Raw genomic sequence first — 14,169 nt, forward strand, 5'->3', positions numbered from 1 at the left:
TTTTTCGACGGCGTTTCCACCAATGCGGGCGGCGGTGCTCGCGGGTGAGGGAGTCTCAGGGCGGGATGTGGAGGGGGTTGTGCCGGGCTTCCCGGCGAATGGCGGGAAACCCGGGACGGGCGTGGCGGGTCAGTTGGTTTTTGGCGCGGCCGGCTGCCGCTGGACCACGGTGCGATAGGGGATGACCTCGCCGCGGAAGACCTTGTTCTTCACGGCCGGGTCGGCGTCCAGGATTGCCTGAGCCGCGGCGGCATCCGGTGCTTCCACCACGATGATGCCAAAGAGCCGTTTGGGTTGGAATGCCTGGCCGGCTGTGATCAGCTTGCCCGCGGCCAGCAGTTCGTGGAGATAGGCTCCGTGGGCCTGGAGAACGGGCATTTCCTCCGCGGTCACGTTATTGATCGCGAAATCCGGCCGCACGGGTTCGATCTGCAGCAGGAACTGGCGCGCGGGGGGTGCCTGCGCAAACAGCCCCGCGCAGAGGGGGAGGGTCAACAGAAACAAAAATCGTCTCAGCATATTTAGGAGTACGGTGTCCGAAAGCGGTTTGTTCTTCGGGTAGCCGGTGAAATTTGTAACTTCCTGCGCTTCCGCGGTTGGGGCCATTTGGCCGGAGGGTTCAGGGATTGGCTAGCGGGTCCGGCTCCATGGCGGCGAGAACTTCGGACAGGGGTACGGTGGCGAAGCCGGTGGAGTGATCGGCGAGGCCGTAGGGGATGATGAGCTGGCCTTCGTGGAGGAGGAAGCCGCAGGTGTAGACGACGTTCGGTACGTAGCCTTCGCGCTCGCTGGCATTCGGCTTGAGGAGGGGTTCGCGCAGCCGGCCTAGGACTTTTGTGGGGTCCTCGAGATCGAGAAGGAAGGCTCCGATGCAGTATTCGCGCATGGGTCCGACGCCATGGCTGAGGACCAGCCAGCCGGCCTCGGTTTCGACGGGCGAACCACAGTTGCCGAGTTGGATGATTTCCCAGGGGAAGGCCGGTGTGAGGAGGAGGGTGGATTCATTCCAGAAGTGGACATTGTCGGAGAACATGATGGAGGTGTTCTCGTTGTCCTGGCGGGACAGCATGACATAGCGGCCGCCGACTTTCCTGGGGAAGAGGGCCATGCCTTTGTTGAGGGCGGCGGGCCCATTTAAGGTGATGAAGCGGAAGTGGACGAAATCGGTGGTTTCCACGAGTTCGGGCACGACGATGCGACCGTCGTAGGCGGTGAAGGTGGCGTAGTAGTCGTGGATGCCATCGTCATTCCGGAAGCAGACGAAGCGGGCATCTTCGATTCCATTCCTTTGGGCTGGGGTGGCTGGGAAGAGGACGCGTTCCGACAATTCGCGATCGGGCTGGAACTGAACTTCGAAGTTCGAGCGCGCGAGCATCCAGATCCCCTGCGCGGCGGTCTGCTCCTTCTGTGTCAAGCCTCCGGGCCGGTGGGCCTGTTCGGAAGCGAGTGCCTCGCGAAGCTGGTCCAGGGTGAAGGAGGACGCGAGATCGCCCAGGATGCGCTGGGTGAATTCGAGGTCGAGATGCAGTTCCGCGAGCTTGCGTTCAAAGAGCGGCTTCTCGTACCAGGGGTTGACGATCTGTTGCGGCTCAGTGAGGAAGGGCGAGGGGGGGAGGATTTCGATGCGCTGATTGGGGTGGACGATTCCGGTGCGGAACGTCATGGAGGAGATATGGCCTTCTCCGGTGGCTCGCAGGCTGAGAACGAAGCGCAGGGCCCCGGCCGGAAGACCGGACTGATCGGGGTGGCGGACGATGGAGGGGTTGAAGAGGGCCGCCGATTCGACGGAGAACTCGGCCAGGAAGCAGGAGCCGATCAACATTCGCCGGGCTTCCGAGAGGGGGGCGGGCGGCAGCAGGTCGCGCAATTGATCGCAGCGTTCGAGGAGGGCCTTGGGGAGATCGAGGTGCCGATGGGAGAACGAAGCGGAGATTCCTTCGAGCAACTGGTCCACCTTATCGTCGGGGAGGGCCAGGATGCGTGCGAGGATCTGGTTGGTTTTGCGGGCATCGCCGTGGTTAAAGGGCCGCAACAGTACGCGAGACTGATTGGGCTGGAGAAACGTGGTGGTGCGGGTGAAGTGGACGACAGGCGAAGTCATAGGGTGCCTAGTTGCCGTTGGCGGTCGGTTTCCTAAAGCTGGTCATCATGTTCTGGGTGAGTTGGATTTCGGCCAGGGAAAGCAGGAAGGCGAGGGTGGATTCAGCGCCCTGGTTGCGATTGATGCGATCGACGTGGAGCCCATCGCCGCAGGCTCCGCTTTCGGGGGAGTAGAGTTCCAGCCCGAGGTCGTTCCAACCGAGGAACCAGTCGAAGGCGCGTTGGGATTGTTCATACCACCAGGGATCCGAGGTGGCGCGATAGGCTTCGAGGCAGGCGGAGACCATGGCCTGCGCCTCGATGGGCTGCTGGTCGAATTCGGCGCGAGGTCCTCCGCGTTTGTAGAAGCCGTTGCTCCCGATGGGCAGGAAGTGCCCTTTTTCGGAAATTTGTACCTGGTTGAGCCAGCGCAGGCTATCGAGGCCGCGTTGGAGGACGTCCGGTTGGCTGGTGGCGCGGCCGGTGAGGATGAGGGCGTGGGCGAGTTTGGCGTTGTCGTAGGAGAGTTCCTGTTCGAACCAGAGCCAGTCGGGGGCTGAGTTCTGATCGAGGAGGTCGAGCAATTTCGAGAGGAGGGTTTCCCTGGTCTGGTTGACGAGGCTGTCGCCGCTGAGGTGGTGGAGGTATTCGTGGATGCCGAGGAGGCCGAAGGCCCAGGCGCGGGGCGAAGTGAACTCCGTCAAGACGGGCAGGGCCTGGGCGAATAACTGTCCGGCCATGAACTGGAAGCTGCGGAAGGGGGAGCGGCCGACCGCGAAGCCGAGCGCCCAGATGGCGCGACCGTGGCAGTCCTCGGAGCCCTGTTCGTCGACCCAGCGGCGATCGAAGCCGAGGTGGTTGTGAAAGCGCCGGGTGTGCGGGTCGAAGGCGTATTGCAGGAAGGAGGCGCAGGTGGTGGCCAGGGCACAGGCGCTATCGCGATCCTGGCCGAGTTCCTCGAGCAGCATGGTGAGGATGAAGGCGCGCGCATTGTCGTCGGTGCAATAGCCTTCGGAGAAGTTGGGGATGCTGAAGTTGGCGTGCTGGAAGACGCCGGTGGAGTCGGTCATCCGCTGGAGATGTGTGAGCTTGAGGGCGGGGAGTTCGCGGGGCCGCCGGTCGAGCGTTTTGGGGGGCAGCGATTCGCGGGAGGGCGCCGCGCCGTGCAGGCGGGAGAGTTCGAAGGAGTGCATGTAGAGCTGGGCGACATGGCTCCAGATCATCTCCCGGCCGGTGCGATAGGCGTTCTTGCGCATGGCGTGGCGGCGGATGTCATCGCGGAGAAGGGCGGAGACTTCGCGGGCCAGGGCATCGGCGTCGGCGAAAGGTACGAGTACGCCGCGATCGCCGGCCAGCAGTTCGGCGGCGTGCCAGTAGGGGGTGGAAACGACGGCTTTGCCGGCGCCGAAGGTATAGGCGAGGGTGCCGGACGTGATCTGGGCTTCGTTGAGGTAGGGCGTGATGTAGAGGTCGGCCGCGCCAATGAACTCCTTGAGGGTTTCGAGTTCCACGAAGTCGTTATAGAAGATGACGTTCTTCTCGATCCTGCTCTTTTTTGCGAGCAGTTCCAGGCCCATGCGGTAGGCTTCTCCATGATCCCGCAGTTCATTGGGGTGCGTGGCGCCGAGAACGATGTAAACCACGTCGGGAAATTCTTCCAGGATTCGGGGCAAGGCTTTCAGGACGTACTCAATGCCTTTACCGGGTGAGAGGAGGCCGAAGGTGAGGAGGACGGTTTTCCCTTCGACCCCGAACTGGTCTTTGAAGAAGGTGGGGTCGACGAAGCTGACGTCGGGGATGCCGTGGGCGATGAGGTCGATCTTGGCGGGGGGCGCCCCGTAGATATCCTGAAGCATCTGGCGTCCGCGTTCGGCCATGACGACCACCCGGGTGGAGAGGGCGATGATCTCCTGCATGACGCGCCGCTGATCGGGCCTGGGGTCGCGCAGGACGGTGTGGAGGGTGGTGACGACCGGCATCCTGAGTTCGCGAAGGAAGGCGAGGATGTGTCCGCCCGCCGGGCCGCCGAAGATGCCGAACTCATGCTGCAGACAGACGATATCGACATTGCTGATATTGAGGAAGTCGGCTGCGCGGAGGTAGGACGAGAGGTCCTGTTCCTCGATTTCGAAGCGGACGACTTCGGGGTAATCGTAACCGGATTTTCTGTCGTTGACCGAGACGCAAAAGCACTGACTTTCGGGGTGTGCCGTGGCGACCGCAGACAGAAGATCGGAGGTGAAGGTGGCGATGCCGCATTTGCGGGGGAGGTGATCGCCGACGAAGGCGATCTTGCGGACTTTCACGGTTTCTTCCATGAGCGTTCTCCCGGGATCGTTCAGCCCGGCCGGACTCCAGTATGCGTCCAGCCGCGGCTCTTTCAGATTGCCCGCGCAGGTCCCAATGGGAATTGGTGAGGCGCGTTGCTGTTCATTTATGAGCAATCAGTGGGCCATACCCCAGGAATAGAGGGCGTGAGCGGTAAAGTATTGCAATGCCGGGTGGTAAGGCGGTGGACGTCCGGGATTAATTACCGCCCCAACGCAGGCGGTGTGCTGAACCAGATTCCATTTGGGGCGTCGGAGCGAGCGGCGACGATATCGGGCCAGCCGTCCGCATTGAGGTCGGCAAACGCCATGCCGTAGACGGTGCCCTTGCCATCGTTCCAGAGGACCTCGTGGAAGGGATGACGCTGCCCTTCGTTGTAGTAGACGGAGCCGGGCTGGCGCACCCAGCCCACAATGAGGTCGGGGCGGCTATCGCGATTGAGGTCCGCCACGGCGAGGGCGTAAGGAGGCCGGTGGGGGCCGGGCAGTGGTACGGGTGCTCCGAAGCTGCGTCGACCCTGATTGAAGATCACGAATGCGGCTTTCTTCTGCTCATCGATTATGGCCAGGTCCTGGCGGCGATCGCCGTCAAAATCGGCGGCAACACCGATGCGGATCCAGGACGGAGTTGGTCCCACTTTGGAGGATTCGAGGAAATGGCCCTTGCCATCGTTCCAATAGACGAAGCTCTGGCCGCCGTCGCGATGGGGGATGAAGAGGTCGAGGGCGCCGTCGGCGTCAAAATCGGCGGCTACGATGGAGGTGGCGGATTCGGAGGGGAGGGGTTGGCAGGCTGGAAACTGACCTTTGCCGTTATTCCAGCAGACAAAGCTTGACACCGGGGTGGGCGGTTGGGGATTGACCGCCCCGATATCCGGATAATCGCCCCGGTTGGCGGCCACGATATCGGGAAAACCGTCGCCATTGAGATCGGCGAGGGTGATGTAGCGGGTGGTCCAGCCGGGCTGTCCGAAGGTTCCGATTTCAGTGAAGCGGCCTTGCCCGTCGTTGCGATAGACGAGCTTGCGGTCTGGGGCATCGTTACTGACGACAATGTCGAGGCGGCCATCGCCATCGACGTCGGCCAAAGCCGCAGAGTAGGTGCGGGCGGGGGTTGTGCCGAGATTGGCGGCGGAGAAGCCGCCCTTGCCATCGTTGAGGAGCACCCGGCTGTGCAGCGGCCAATGGCGGCCTTTGGCGAGCACGATGTCCAGGAGGCCGTCGTGATTGAGATCGCCGATGCTGACGCCGGCCGACGTTTCGCCTTTGTCCTCCAGCAATTGGACATGCTGGAAGGAGCGGGCCACTGGCTGCGCGGGCGCCGCCGGCTGACCCTTTAAGTGGACGAAACAGAGAAGGGCGGTGATGCCGCCCGCAGCGATACAGGACGAGCTAAGGAGCGACCGCATGAGATGGAGCCACCGGGTAACCCAGAGTAGAGCCGGACAATACACTGAGTATACCCGGCGTTCCCTGGCGGCCGTGTGCGAACCCGGCGGGGTGGGCTGGTTCCTGCCGGCTAGGCGCGATCAGGAACCGTGCGAACCGCGAAGACGAGTGTCAGCGATCCTATGCAGGCCATGAGAATGGCGGCCAGCGCCGCTGTCCTGTGGGCCGCGGCCAGGATGGCGGACGAGACGAGGACTGCCGACCACATGGAAGCGAGGGCTGCCATTTTGCCGGAGCGGGTGATGCCGCCCGTGTCGCGGAATCGCCGCAGGGTGGGGCCGAACCAGCGATGCTGGAGGAGCCACGATTCCATGCGGGGCGAGCTGCGGGCAAAGCAGTAGGCGGCGGCCAGGACAAACTCGGTGGAGGGCAAGCCCGGCACCACTACGCCCACGAAAGCGAGAGTCAAGGCGAGGCAGCCGAGTGCGGTGTAGAGGATCCTGCCAGTGTTGCCGGGTTTCATTGTTGTCTCCGTTGGGCCTCGGCCATCTCCAGACGTGGCAGGACCTCGATGGTTCTGGGCAGGCGGGGCATCAGCATGGGGACCTGCTTGCGATATTCGATGTACTCGGGGTGAGCCTGCATGAGATCGCGCTCCTCGAGCTGGATGGCGACGAGGATGTAGGCGGTGGTCATGACGGCGAACAGGAGGTGGGTGAGGGTCATGGCCGGGGTGAACCAGAAGACCATGAGCCAGCCGACATAGAGCGGGTGGCGCACCATGCGGTAGAGGATGGGCGTGACGAAGTGCAGGTTGCCTTGCGGCTGCCCCTGCAGGTTGCGCCAGATCTGCCGCAGGCCGAACAGGTCGAAGTGATTGATGACGAAGGTGGTGACGAGGACCAGCAGCCAGCCGGCGGCATAGCCGCCATACAGCAGCACCTGGCCAGGCGCGCTGTCCACAGCCCAGACGGACCCGCCCAGAGGCTGCCATTGCCAGAACAGCAGCATCAGGGCGAGGCTGCTGGCGAGGACGTAGGTGCTGCGCTCAGCAGGTTGGGGGACGAAGCGGGTCAATATACCTTTGAAGGCGGGACGGGCCATCACGCTGTGCTGGATGGCGAACAGGGACAGCAAGCCCAGGTCGATGAGGAGCGCGGTGGTCCAAGGGCTGGTGGGCGTGGAGTCCATCGACTTGGGGACGGCGAAGTTCCCGATGAACCCGACGGCGTAGAGGAAGGTGGCGAGGAAGGCAACATAGCTTCCTATGCCATAGACGAAGATCAGCAAACGACTCATAGTGTTTTCCTTTCGATCAACCCGATGCCGGCGAAATTTCCGGCGACACTTGGTAAGCGGGGCCAGCGGGCTTTTTTCGCAGGGAGTTTTCGATTGGAAATTTGCGGGCCGGGTTTGCGAATTCGGGGGCGAATTCTCGCTTATGGGTGTACGAGCGGGTGGCGAGATCCCGACAGGGTGTGTCGAAGCGATCCGACCCGGGGCTGGTTCGCGTGCCGTGGAGTGGTTTCTAAGAGGCGAAAAATCAATGACTTAAGCGTTGACGGTGGTTGGCTCTACGGTTGCGAACCAGGATGCGAAAGGTAACCACTTGACAGCTCCAGCAAACACCCTGATCGGCACACCTTCACAGGTTCATTACAGAACAGTCCGCGTGAACGGACTGGACATCTTTTACCGGGATGCCGGCCCCCGGACGGCCCCGGTGATTCTACTTCTGCACGGCTTCCCGACATCTTCCAACATGTTCCGGAACCTGATTCCTCTGCTCGCTTCGTCGTTTCGGGTGATTGCGCCCGACTATCCAGGCTTCGGGCTGCAGACCAGCATGCCGGATCGCGCGGAGTTCGCTTACACGTTCGAGAATCTGACGAATGTTGTGGAGGGCCTGGTAAAGGCGCTCGGCGTGAGGAAGTATTCACTGTACGTGATGGACTACGGGGCTCCGGTGGGCTATCGCCTGGCCTTGCGGAAGCCGGAGGCGGTGCAGGCTCTGATCATCCAGAATGGCAACGCGTACGATGAAGGGCTGCTGACGTTCTGGGATCCGATCAAGAAGTATTGGAATGATCCGACCGAGGAGAACCGGCAGGCACTGCATTTCCTGGTAGAGCCAAAGGCCACGAGATGGCAGTATGAGAACGGTGTCAGCGACACGGCGGTGCTGGATCCGACGACGTGGGCGCTGGACCAGGCCGGGCTGGATCGAACGGGCAATGATGAAATTCAACTCGATCTGTTCTATGACTACCGGACGAATGTGCCGCTCTACCCGGAGTTTCAGGCGTTTTTTCGGAAGTATCAGCCGCCGGCTCTGATTGTGTGGGGCAAGAACGACTTCATCTTCCCCGCCGAAGGTGCGCCGCCCTACAGCCGTGACCTGAAGAATGTCGAGACTCATATGCTGGACAGCGGCCATTTCGCGTTAGAGTCGCACGGGACCGAGATTGCCGGCCACATTCACGACTTCCTGCTTAAGAACAGAATCGCCGAATAGCCGGGCACTGGCGTGATTGGGGGAGGGCGGACCGCGGTCAGAGGGTCCGCCCCTGGTTCATTTGATTTGGAGGAGGACTGGGCGCAGATGCCGACGAACTTCGGAAGCCGGGTATTCACCCAGGTGGTGAAAGAGCTGCAGGAACAGTATGGCAGCCGGAGGCAGTATGAGCGTCTTGGCGGGCAGAAGGTTTCGACTGATCGACTGACCGCGGACGAACGGGAGTTCATCGCGGAGCGGGACAGTTTCTATATGGCGACGGTGGGCAGTTCGGGGTGGCCGTATGTGCAACATCGGGGCGGCCCGAAAGGCTTTCTGAAGGTGGTGGACGAAGGCAGGCTTGCCTTTGGGGACTACCGCGGCAACCGGCAATATGTGAGCGCCGGCAATTTAGGAACCGATCCACGGGTGGCCCTGATCATGGTGGACTATCCTCGCCGGGCGCGGTTGAAGATCCTGGGCAGGGTGAGCATCTTCGAGGGCGAGGCGGCGAAGCCCTGGATGGACCGGGTGAAAGACCCGCGCGACCAGGCGGTGGTTGAGCGGGTGTACGTAATTGACGTCGAGGCATTCGATTGGAATTGCCCGCAGCACATTACGCCGCGCTTCAGTGTGGATGAGATTCAGGCGGCACTGGTCCCATTTGAGAAGCGGCTGCAGGAGCTGGAAGAGGAGAATGAGCGGTTGCGCCGTGAGCTTTCAGGAGGGCCGGGCGCCAGGTGAGGTGCTGATTGGTTGGCTCACGTCAATAGCCTATAGGGCGTCGTGAGCTCCGATTCCGGTGCGCAGGCAAGGAAAAGGCGCCGCGGCCTTGTGAGCCGCAGCGCCTTGGATCCACACAGACAGGTTACGCGCTAGAAGTTGAGCTTGAGGCCCAACTGCAGACCGCGGGCGCCGCCAGCGCCGGTCACGAAACCGAAGTTTGCGTCACCGAGCGTGGTATTCGGGTTGCTGAATTGCGGCGTGTTGGTCACGCTGAAGCTCTCGCCGCGAACTTCCAGATTCATGCGTTCGGTCAACTTGAAGGTCTTGAAGATGGAAGCGTCGAGGTTGAAGAAGCCGGGGCCGGAGAGGAGGTTGCGTCCGGCATTGCCGAACACAGCGCCGACTGGGGCCGCGAAGCTGGAGGTGCTGAACCACTGATTGCCCTTGTTGATCCCGTGGAGGATCTGGATGGGGGCAATGATGTCCGGGGTTTGGGAATTGCCCGGAGCGCTCAGGTTGGTGGCGCTGTAGCCGAACCACATGGGCGTACCTGTCATGAGGGTCAGGACGCCGTTGACACGCCAACCGCCGAGAGTGGCCGCGCCGATGCCCGAGCTGAGCCAGCGTTTGCCGTGGCCAAACGGGAGTTCATAGACGTAGCTCTGGACGAAGGTGTGGGTGCGGTCGAAATCGTTGCGCGAGTAGTTGCGGCGGAAGTTGATGTAGAAACGCGGGCCGCCGTCATCGCCGGTCTGGAAGCCCATGCCCTTGCCGTAGGTGTAAGCGGTGGTGACCGCGACACCGTTGGTGAAGCGGCGATCCAATTTCACCTGAAGCGCGTTGTAGCTGGTGGAGAAGCCGGCGAACAGGAGGTTGGTGTCAGCAGTGCGCCTGAGCGAGGGGTATTGCGCACGACCGTTGTTGCCGGCTCCGAGAACCATGCCGGCGTTGAGGTTGTAGTTGACTACCTGATTCACTCCGTGGCTGCCGACATACGTCATGTCGAGAACCAAATTGCCTGGCAGTTGGCGCTGAACGGCGAAGTTCCAGCTCACCACCGAAGGATTCTTGAAGCTCTTGTTGACGACGTTGTAGGAGGAGCTGATGGGCGGATTCTTGATGATGCCGTCCGTGGGGATGTCGACCTGGATGGGGGCCGGGAAGCCGTTCTGGAACGAGGCTGTCTGGCCGTTGGGCAGGACCGCCGCGCCGTAGCTGGCGACAGCGGGATCGAACTGGTTGTTGGCGCGGACGGGGTAGTTGTAGGCGTAGCTGTTGTCCGGGAACGGGGTATAGCTGATGCCGAACCCTGTGCGGACGACAGTCTTGTCGTTGAAGCGGTAAGCGATGCCGGTGCGGGGCGCAATGTAGTTCTTATGATTCTCGATGCCGAGGTTCATGGGGACGCTGCCCACGCCAGCCACTTCGAGGGTGTTGTTGACGAAGTTGTAGTTGGAGAAGCCCTTGGCGAGCCGCGGTGTGGCCGGCGGATAGAGCTCGTAGCGCAGCCCGATATTCACGGTCAGCTTGGGGTTCACGACCCAGGTGTCCTGGGCGTAGAAGAAGAAGTTCCAGGCGCGGTAAGCAGGGAAGTAGGTAGCGAGATCGCGGCCGGCCTGGCTGGGGGTATCGAGCAGGAAGCTGGCGACGTTGTTCATAAACGACGTCTTGGCGCCCGGTGTGGAAGTCTGGCCGTCGGCGAACCGGTAGAGACCGCGCGAGCTGAACGTCTGCATCTGGAGCAGTTCATCGCGAATGCGGCGGATGTCGGCGCCCCACTTGATGGTGTGGTTTGACAAGTTCTTGGTCCACGAATTGACGACATCGATATTGGCTTCGGCGCGCTTCCAGGGGAGGCTGTTCACGTAGCCGATCATGTAATCGTTGTAGCCGCCGTTCATAATGATGCCGACGATACCGCTGGAGTATTCGTCGAGGTTGACGCCGGGGATGCCGAGTGATTCGGAGGCCTTCGTGCCGTAGTCGGAGTTCTGCGCGACGTTGTTGTAGTGCGCGACGCCGATGCGGACTTCGGTCATGAGCGTATTCGTGACCATGCGGTTGTAGTTCAAACCGGCGCTGTAGGTCTTCTGGATGCCGGTACCGGCAAACCCGCCGCCAGAACCTTGCGTGGGTCCGCCGGCGATGCCGAAGATCGGCGCCTGGTAGGTGACCGGACGAGCGTAGCTGAAGCGGCCCGTCAGGCGGTCTTTGTCGGAGATGTTCCAATCCATCTTGTAGTCGAACGAGTCACTGTCCTTCTTGAAGGGCAGGAGCGAGAAGTAATTGTTGGTGTCGCCGCTGCCGAGATTCGGCTGGGGCACCAGGGCCAACAGTTTGGTCGAGATGGGATTGATGCGGCTGGAAGGAATGATATTGCCGGTGAAGGGTGTACGGCCCGTGCCGTCGGCAGCGCCGCTGGCGGGGTCATAAATCGTCGAGGTAGACCGGCTGAGGTTACCGGTGCGGAGATCCGTCTGCGGAATGCTGACCTGATTGGTATTGCTCTGGTGATCCCAGACGCGCAGGTAGTCGCCGAAGAAGAAAAGTTTATTCTTGATGATCGCGCCGCCGATGTTGCCGCCGAGGTAGTTGTAGCTCTGGTGGCCGATGGACGGGTCGAAGAAGTTGCGGGCATTGAATTCGCTATTGCGCAGGAACTCATAGCCGGAGCCATGGAGTTCGTTGCCGCCGGACTTCAACTGAACGTTGGTAACGGCGCCGGAGGCGCGGCCGAGTTCGGCGTCGAAGTTCGAGGTCGATACGGCGACGGTCTGGATGGCTTCGATGGGGGGGACCATGATCTGCAGCAGGCCAGTGCGCTGGTTATTGTCCACGCCTTCGATCATGTAGTTGTTGCCTTGCCGCATGTTGCCGTTCACCTGAGTCTGCAGGGAATTGGCGGCATTGAAAAACTGCGAGTGCTGGTAGGAGGCGCGTGTCGTGCCGGGCACCAGGTTCAACAGGTTCTGGTAATTGCGGCCGGTGCCGAGCGGCAGGTTCGCCGTCTGCACGGTGGTCAACTGGCTGCCGGTGTCCGCGCGATCGGTCTGCAGCAGCGGAGTGGATGCGGTGACTTCGATACTTTCGGACACGTTGCCTGGCTGGAGCACCAGGTCCACACGGGGCGAACTATTAATGGTGAGTTCGACGCCTGGCCGTGCCGACCGTTTGAAGCCCGTCAACTCCACTGCGACAGTGTAGAGTCCGGGGGGGACGTCTGAGAAGACGTAATTGCCGCTTTCATTGGATTGCAAAGTGCGGGTCGTGCCCGTATTTGCCTCTGTGATTGTGACCTTCGCATTTGGCACGGTAGCGCCGCTGGCGTCGGTGATTGTTCCGAGAAGGGTTCCGTTGACGGCTTGCGAGAATGCGAGCGCGGCCGACAGAGCCAGGATCACTAGCGCGATCCAAACAGGCTTAAGCTTCATGGCTAACCTCTATCACTGACCCCGTTGCGGGCGAGTAGCCCGACGGGTCCTGAAACTTCAGGTGGCTGTATTGTATCTGATTAATGGATCCGAATATCCCCATCGTTCGTTTTGTGATGTTGTTATCCATCACTGAACGGTCATGGAGGGGGTTGGGGATGGCTGGGCCGCCTGAGCACTAATGGCGGCCCGCGGGGCCATGATTGATGCCAGTTGCGGCGGGGTTCGCAGCGATGAGTGGCCCTGGCCGGGGCTTTGGAAGCCGGCTAGGGTTGCGATTGGGCGGCGGATTTGGACAGCAGGGCCGCGAAATAGGGGTTCAGCATGCGGCCGGCAGGGTCCTGTTGGGCAACCCAATCTGAGAGTTCGCGCCAGCGCTGGCCGTAGGCGGCTTCGACGTGGCGGCGTTCGACGAAGGGGCTCTGGTTCAGCAGGGGGATGCCGCCGCGCTGGAAGGAGAACTCATTGAAGGCGCGCAGGAAATTGTGCCAGGCGGGCAGGTCGACTGGCGCGTGGATGGGGTCGATGGAGAAGACTTCCTCGTCGTGGCTATAGGAGAGGACGGAGTGGGTGTCGCGGCGGATGTGGTAAGCGCCGAGCGGCATGTTGCAGCGGAAGCCGGTTTGCTGGTGGTGGGCATCGGCGAAATCGAGGTAATCGCGCAGGACGGAGAGCCAGCGCGAGCGGGGGAAGGCCCAAAAGGTGAAGGCGTATTTGGCTTCGGTTTTCGTCCTGCTGTAGTCAATGGTCTTGTCGGGCGCGAGGATGGTGATGCCGCCAAAGAGGCGGAGGGTGCCGTACATGAATTCGTCGAGGTGGAAGAGGCCCTTTTGCAGTCTGTCGCGCACGTCGTCATTTTCGACGAAGGACTCCAGCAGGTGGCCAGCGTAGGCACCGCTGCGGTTCCAGAGGCGGCGGCGGAAAGCGGCGAGGAGTCCGCCGAAGATGTTCCTGTCCTCGACGCGCGTGCGTTGCTGGAAGACGGCGGTACGGCCGACGGTCCAACAGATGAGGCCTTCGGAGGAGTCCATGAGGTGATCGACTTCCTCCTGGGTTAGCTCTTCGACGGGGCGGGGAAGATAGGTGAGGTGGATGGCCTCAATGGGCTTGATGCGGAAGGTGACTTCGTAGACGACTCCGGCGAGGCCGTAGCTGCCGCGCAGCATGCGGAGGAGTTCGGGGCTGTGTTCCTCAGAGGCTTCGGCGAGATCGCCGCTGGGGGTGACCCACTTGACGCTGGTGAGGTACGAGTTGACCTGGCCGAATTCGATGCCGTCGAGGGCGTCCTTGGTATGACAGCAGGCGGCCGAGCCGAGGGTCATATTGCCGATCTCGATGTTGGTCATGAACTGGAGATCGTGCTTGCGGAGTTCTTTGGAGGCGTCGATGAACTGGATGCCGGCCTGGGCGGTGATGGTGCCGGCGGCCGCGTCGATGTTGAGGACGCGATTCATGCGCGACATGTTGATCATCGTGCCGTCGGAGGAGGCGCAGGGGGTGAGGGAGTGGTAGCTGCCGACAGCGCGGACGGGACTGGGGAATTGGTGAGGGTCGCGGAGGACGGCCTGGAGGTCGGCGACCGATTCGGGAAAGACGAGTTGGGCGGGGGAGGCGGTGATGCTGCCGTCGTAGTTGACTACTGAATTGGGCATGGGCGCTCCTTCGGGAGGTCTGAGGTTACGAGTTAGTCAAGTATATGGGAGTTGGGGTTGGGAGGGAATGG

At 61.7% G+C, this 14,169-nt stretch carries 10 protein-coding genes; 2 read left to right on the forward strand and 8 right to left on the reverse strand.

From position 1 onward, the window contains the following. Positions 1 to 129: 129 nt before the first annotated feature. The 6 genes from ACR9Y2_RS20785 to mddA form a co-directional block, all read right to left on the reverse strand. Positions 130 to 519, reverse strand: coding sequence for a YciI family protein (locus tag ACR9Y2_RS20785; RefSeq protein ID WP_435043575.1), 390 nt, complete (start codon positions 517 to 519; stop codon positions 130 to 132). Positions 520 to 619: 100 nt separating this feature from the next. Next, positions 620 to 2,101 carry a glycoside hydrolase family 130 protein gene (locus tag ACR9Y2_RS20790; RefSeq protein ID WP_435043576.1) on the reverse strand — a complete coding sequence of 494 codons (1,482 nt, stop codon included), beginning with the start codon at positions 2,099 to 2,101 and terminating at the stop codon, positions 620 to 622. Between the two features lie 7 nt (positions 2,102 to 2,108). Then, positions 2,109 to 4,397, reverse strand: coding sequence for a glycosyltransferase family 4 protein (locus ACR9Y2_RS20795; RefSeq protein ID WP_435043577.1), 2,289 nt, complete (start codon positions 4,395 to 4,397; stop codon positions 2,109 to 2,111). Between the two features lie 212 nt (positions 4,398 to 4,609). Beyond that, positions 4,610 to 5,815 carry an FG-GAP repeat domain-containing protein gene (locus ACR9Y2_RS20800; RefSeq protein WP_435043578.1) on the reverse strand — a complete coding sequence of 402 codons (1,206 nt, stop codon included), beginning with the start codon at positions 5,813 to 5,815 and terminating at the stop codon, positions 4,610 to 4,612. A gap of 110 nt (positions 5,816 to 5,925) precedes the next feature. Continuing rightward, complete coding sequence (locus ACR9Y2_RS20805) at positions 5,926 to 6,318, reverse strand: YbaN family protein (RefSeq protein ID WP_435043579.1); 393 nt, start codon at positions 6,316 to 6,318, stop codon at positions 5,926 to 5,928. Then, on the reverse strand, positions 6,315 to 7,094 hold the full coding sequence (gene mddA / locus ACR9Y2_RS20810) for a methanethiol S-methyltransferase (RefSeq protein ID WP_435043580.1): 780 nt from the start codon (positions 7,092 to 7,094) through the stop codon (positions 6,315 to 6,317). Before mddA ends, ACR9Y2_RS20805 begins: the two co-directional genes overlap by 4 nt. A gap of 310 nt (positions 7,095 to 7,404) precedes the next feature. On the opposite strand from mddA, the gene ACR9Y2_RS20815 reads away from it, so the two are divergent. Both ACR9Y2_RS20815 and ACR9Y2_RS20820 read left to right on the forward strand, forming a co-directional pair. Continuing rightward, on the forward strand, positions 7,405 to 8,310 hold the full coding sequence (locus ACR9Y2_RS20815) for an alpha/beta fold hydrolase (RefSeq protein ID WP_435043581.1): 906 nt from the start codon (positions 7,405 to 7,407) through the stop codon (positions 8,308 to 8,310). 87 nt (positions 8,311 to 8,397) lie between these two features. Beyond that, positions 8,398 to 9,033: a pyridoxamine 5'-phosphate oxidase family protein gene (locus tag ACR9Y2_RS20820; RefSeq protein ID WP_435043582.1), complete on the forward strand. Its 636-nt coding sequence runs from the start codon at positions 8,398 to 8,400 to the stop codon at positions 9,031 to 9,033. A gap of 131 nt (positions 9,034 to 9,164) precedes the next feature. Here ACR9Y2_RS20820 and ACR9Y2_RS20825 read toward each other — a convergent pair whose 3' ends face one another. Together ACR9Y2_RS20825 and ACR9Y2_RS20830 are read right to left on the reverse strand one after the other, a co-directional pair. After that, positions 9,165 to 12,446, reverse strand: coding sequence for a TonB-dependent receptor domain-containing protein (locus ACR9Y2_RS20825; protein WP_435043583.1), 3,282 nt, complete (start codon positions 12,444 to 12,446; stop codon positions 9,165 to 9,167). Positions 12,447 to 12,712: 266 nt separating this feature from the next. Then, on the reverse strand, positions 12,713 to 14,098 hold the full coding sequence (locus ACR9Y2_RS20830) for an FAD-binding protein (protein ID WP_435043584.1): 1,386 nt from the start codon (positions 14,096 to 14,098) through the stop codon (positions 12,713 to 12,715). Positions 14,099 to 14,169: the final 71 nt, after the last annotated feature.

The sequence above is a fragment of the Paludibaculum fermentans genome, from assembly GCF_051172195.1.
Classification (GTDB): domain Bacteria; phylum Acidobacteriota; class Terriglobia; order Bryobacterales; family Bryobacteraceae; genus Paludibaculum; species Paludibaculum fermentans_A.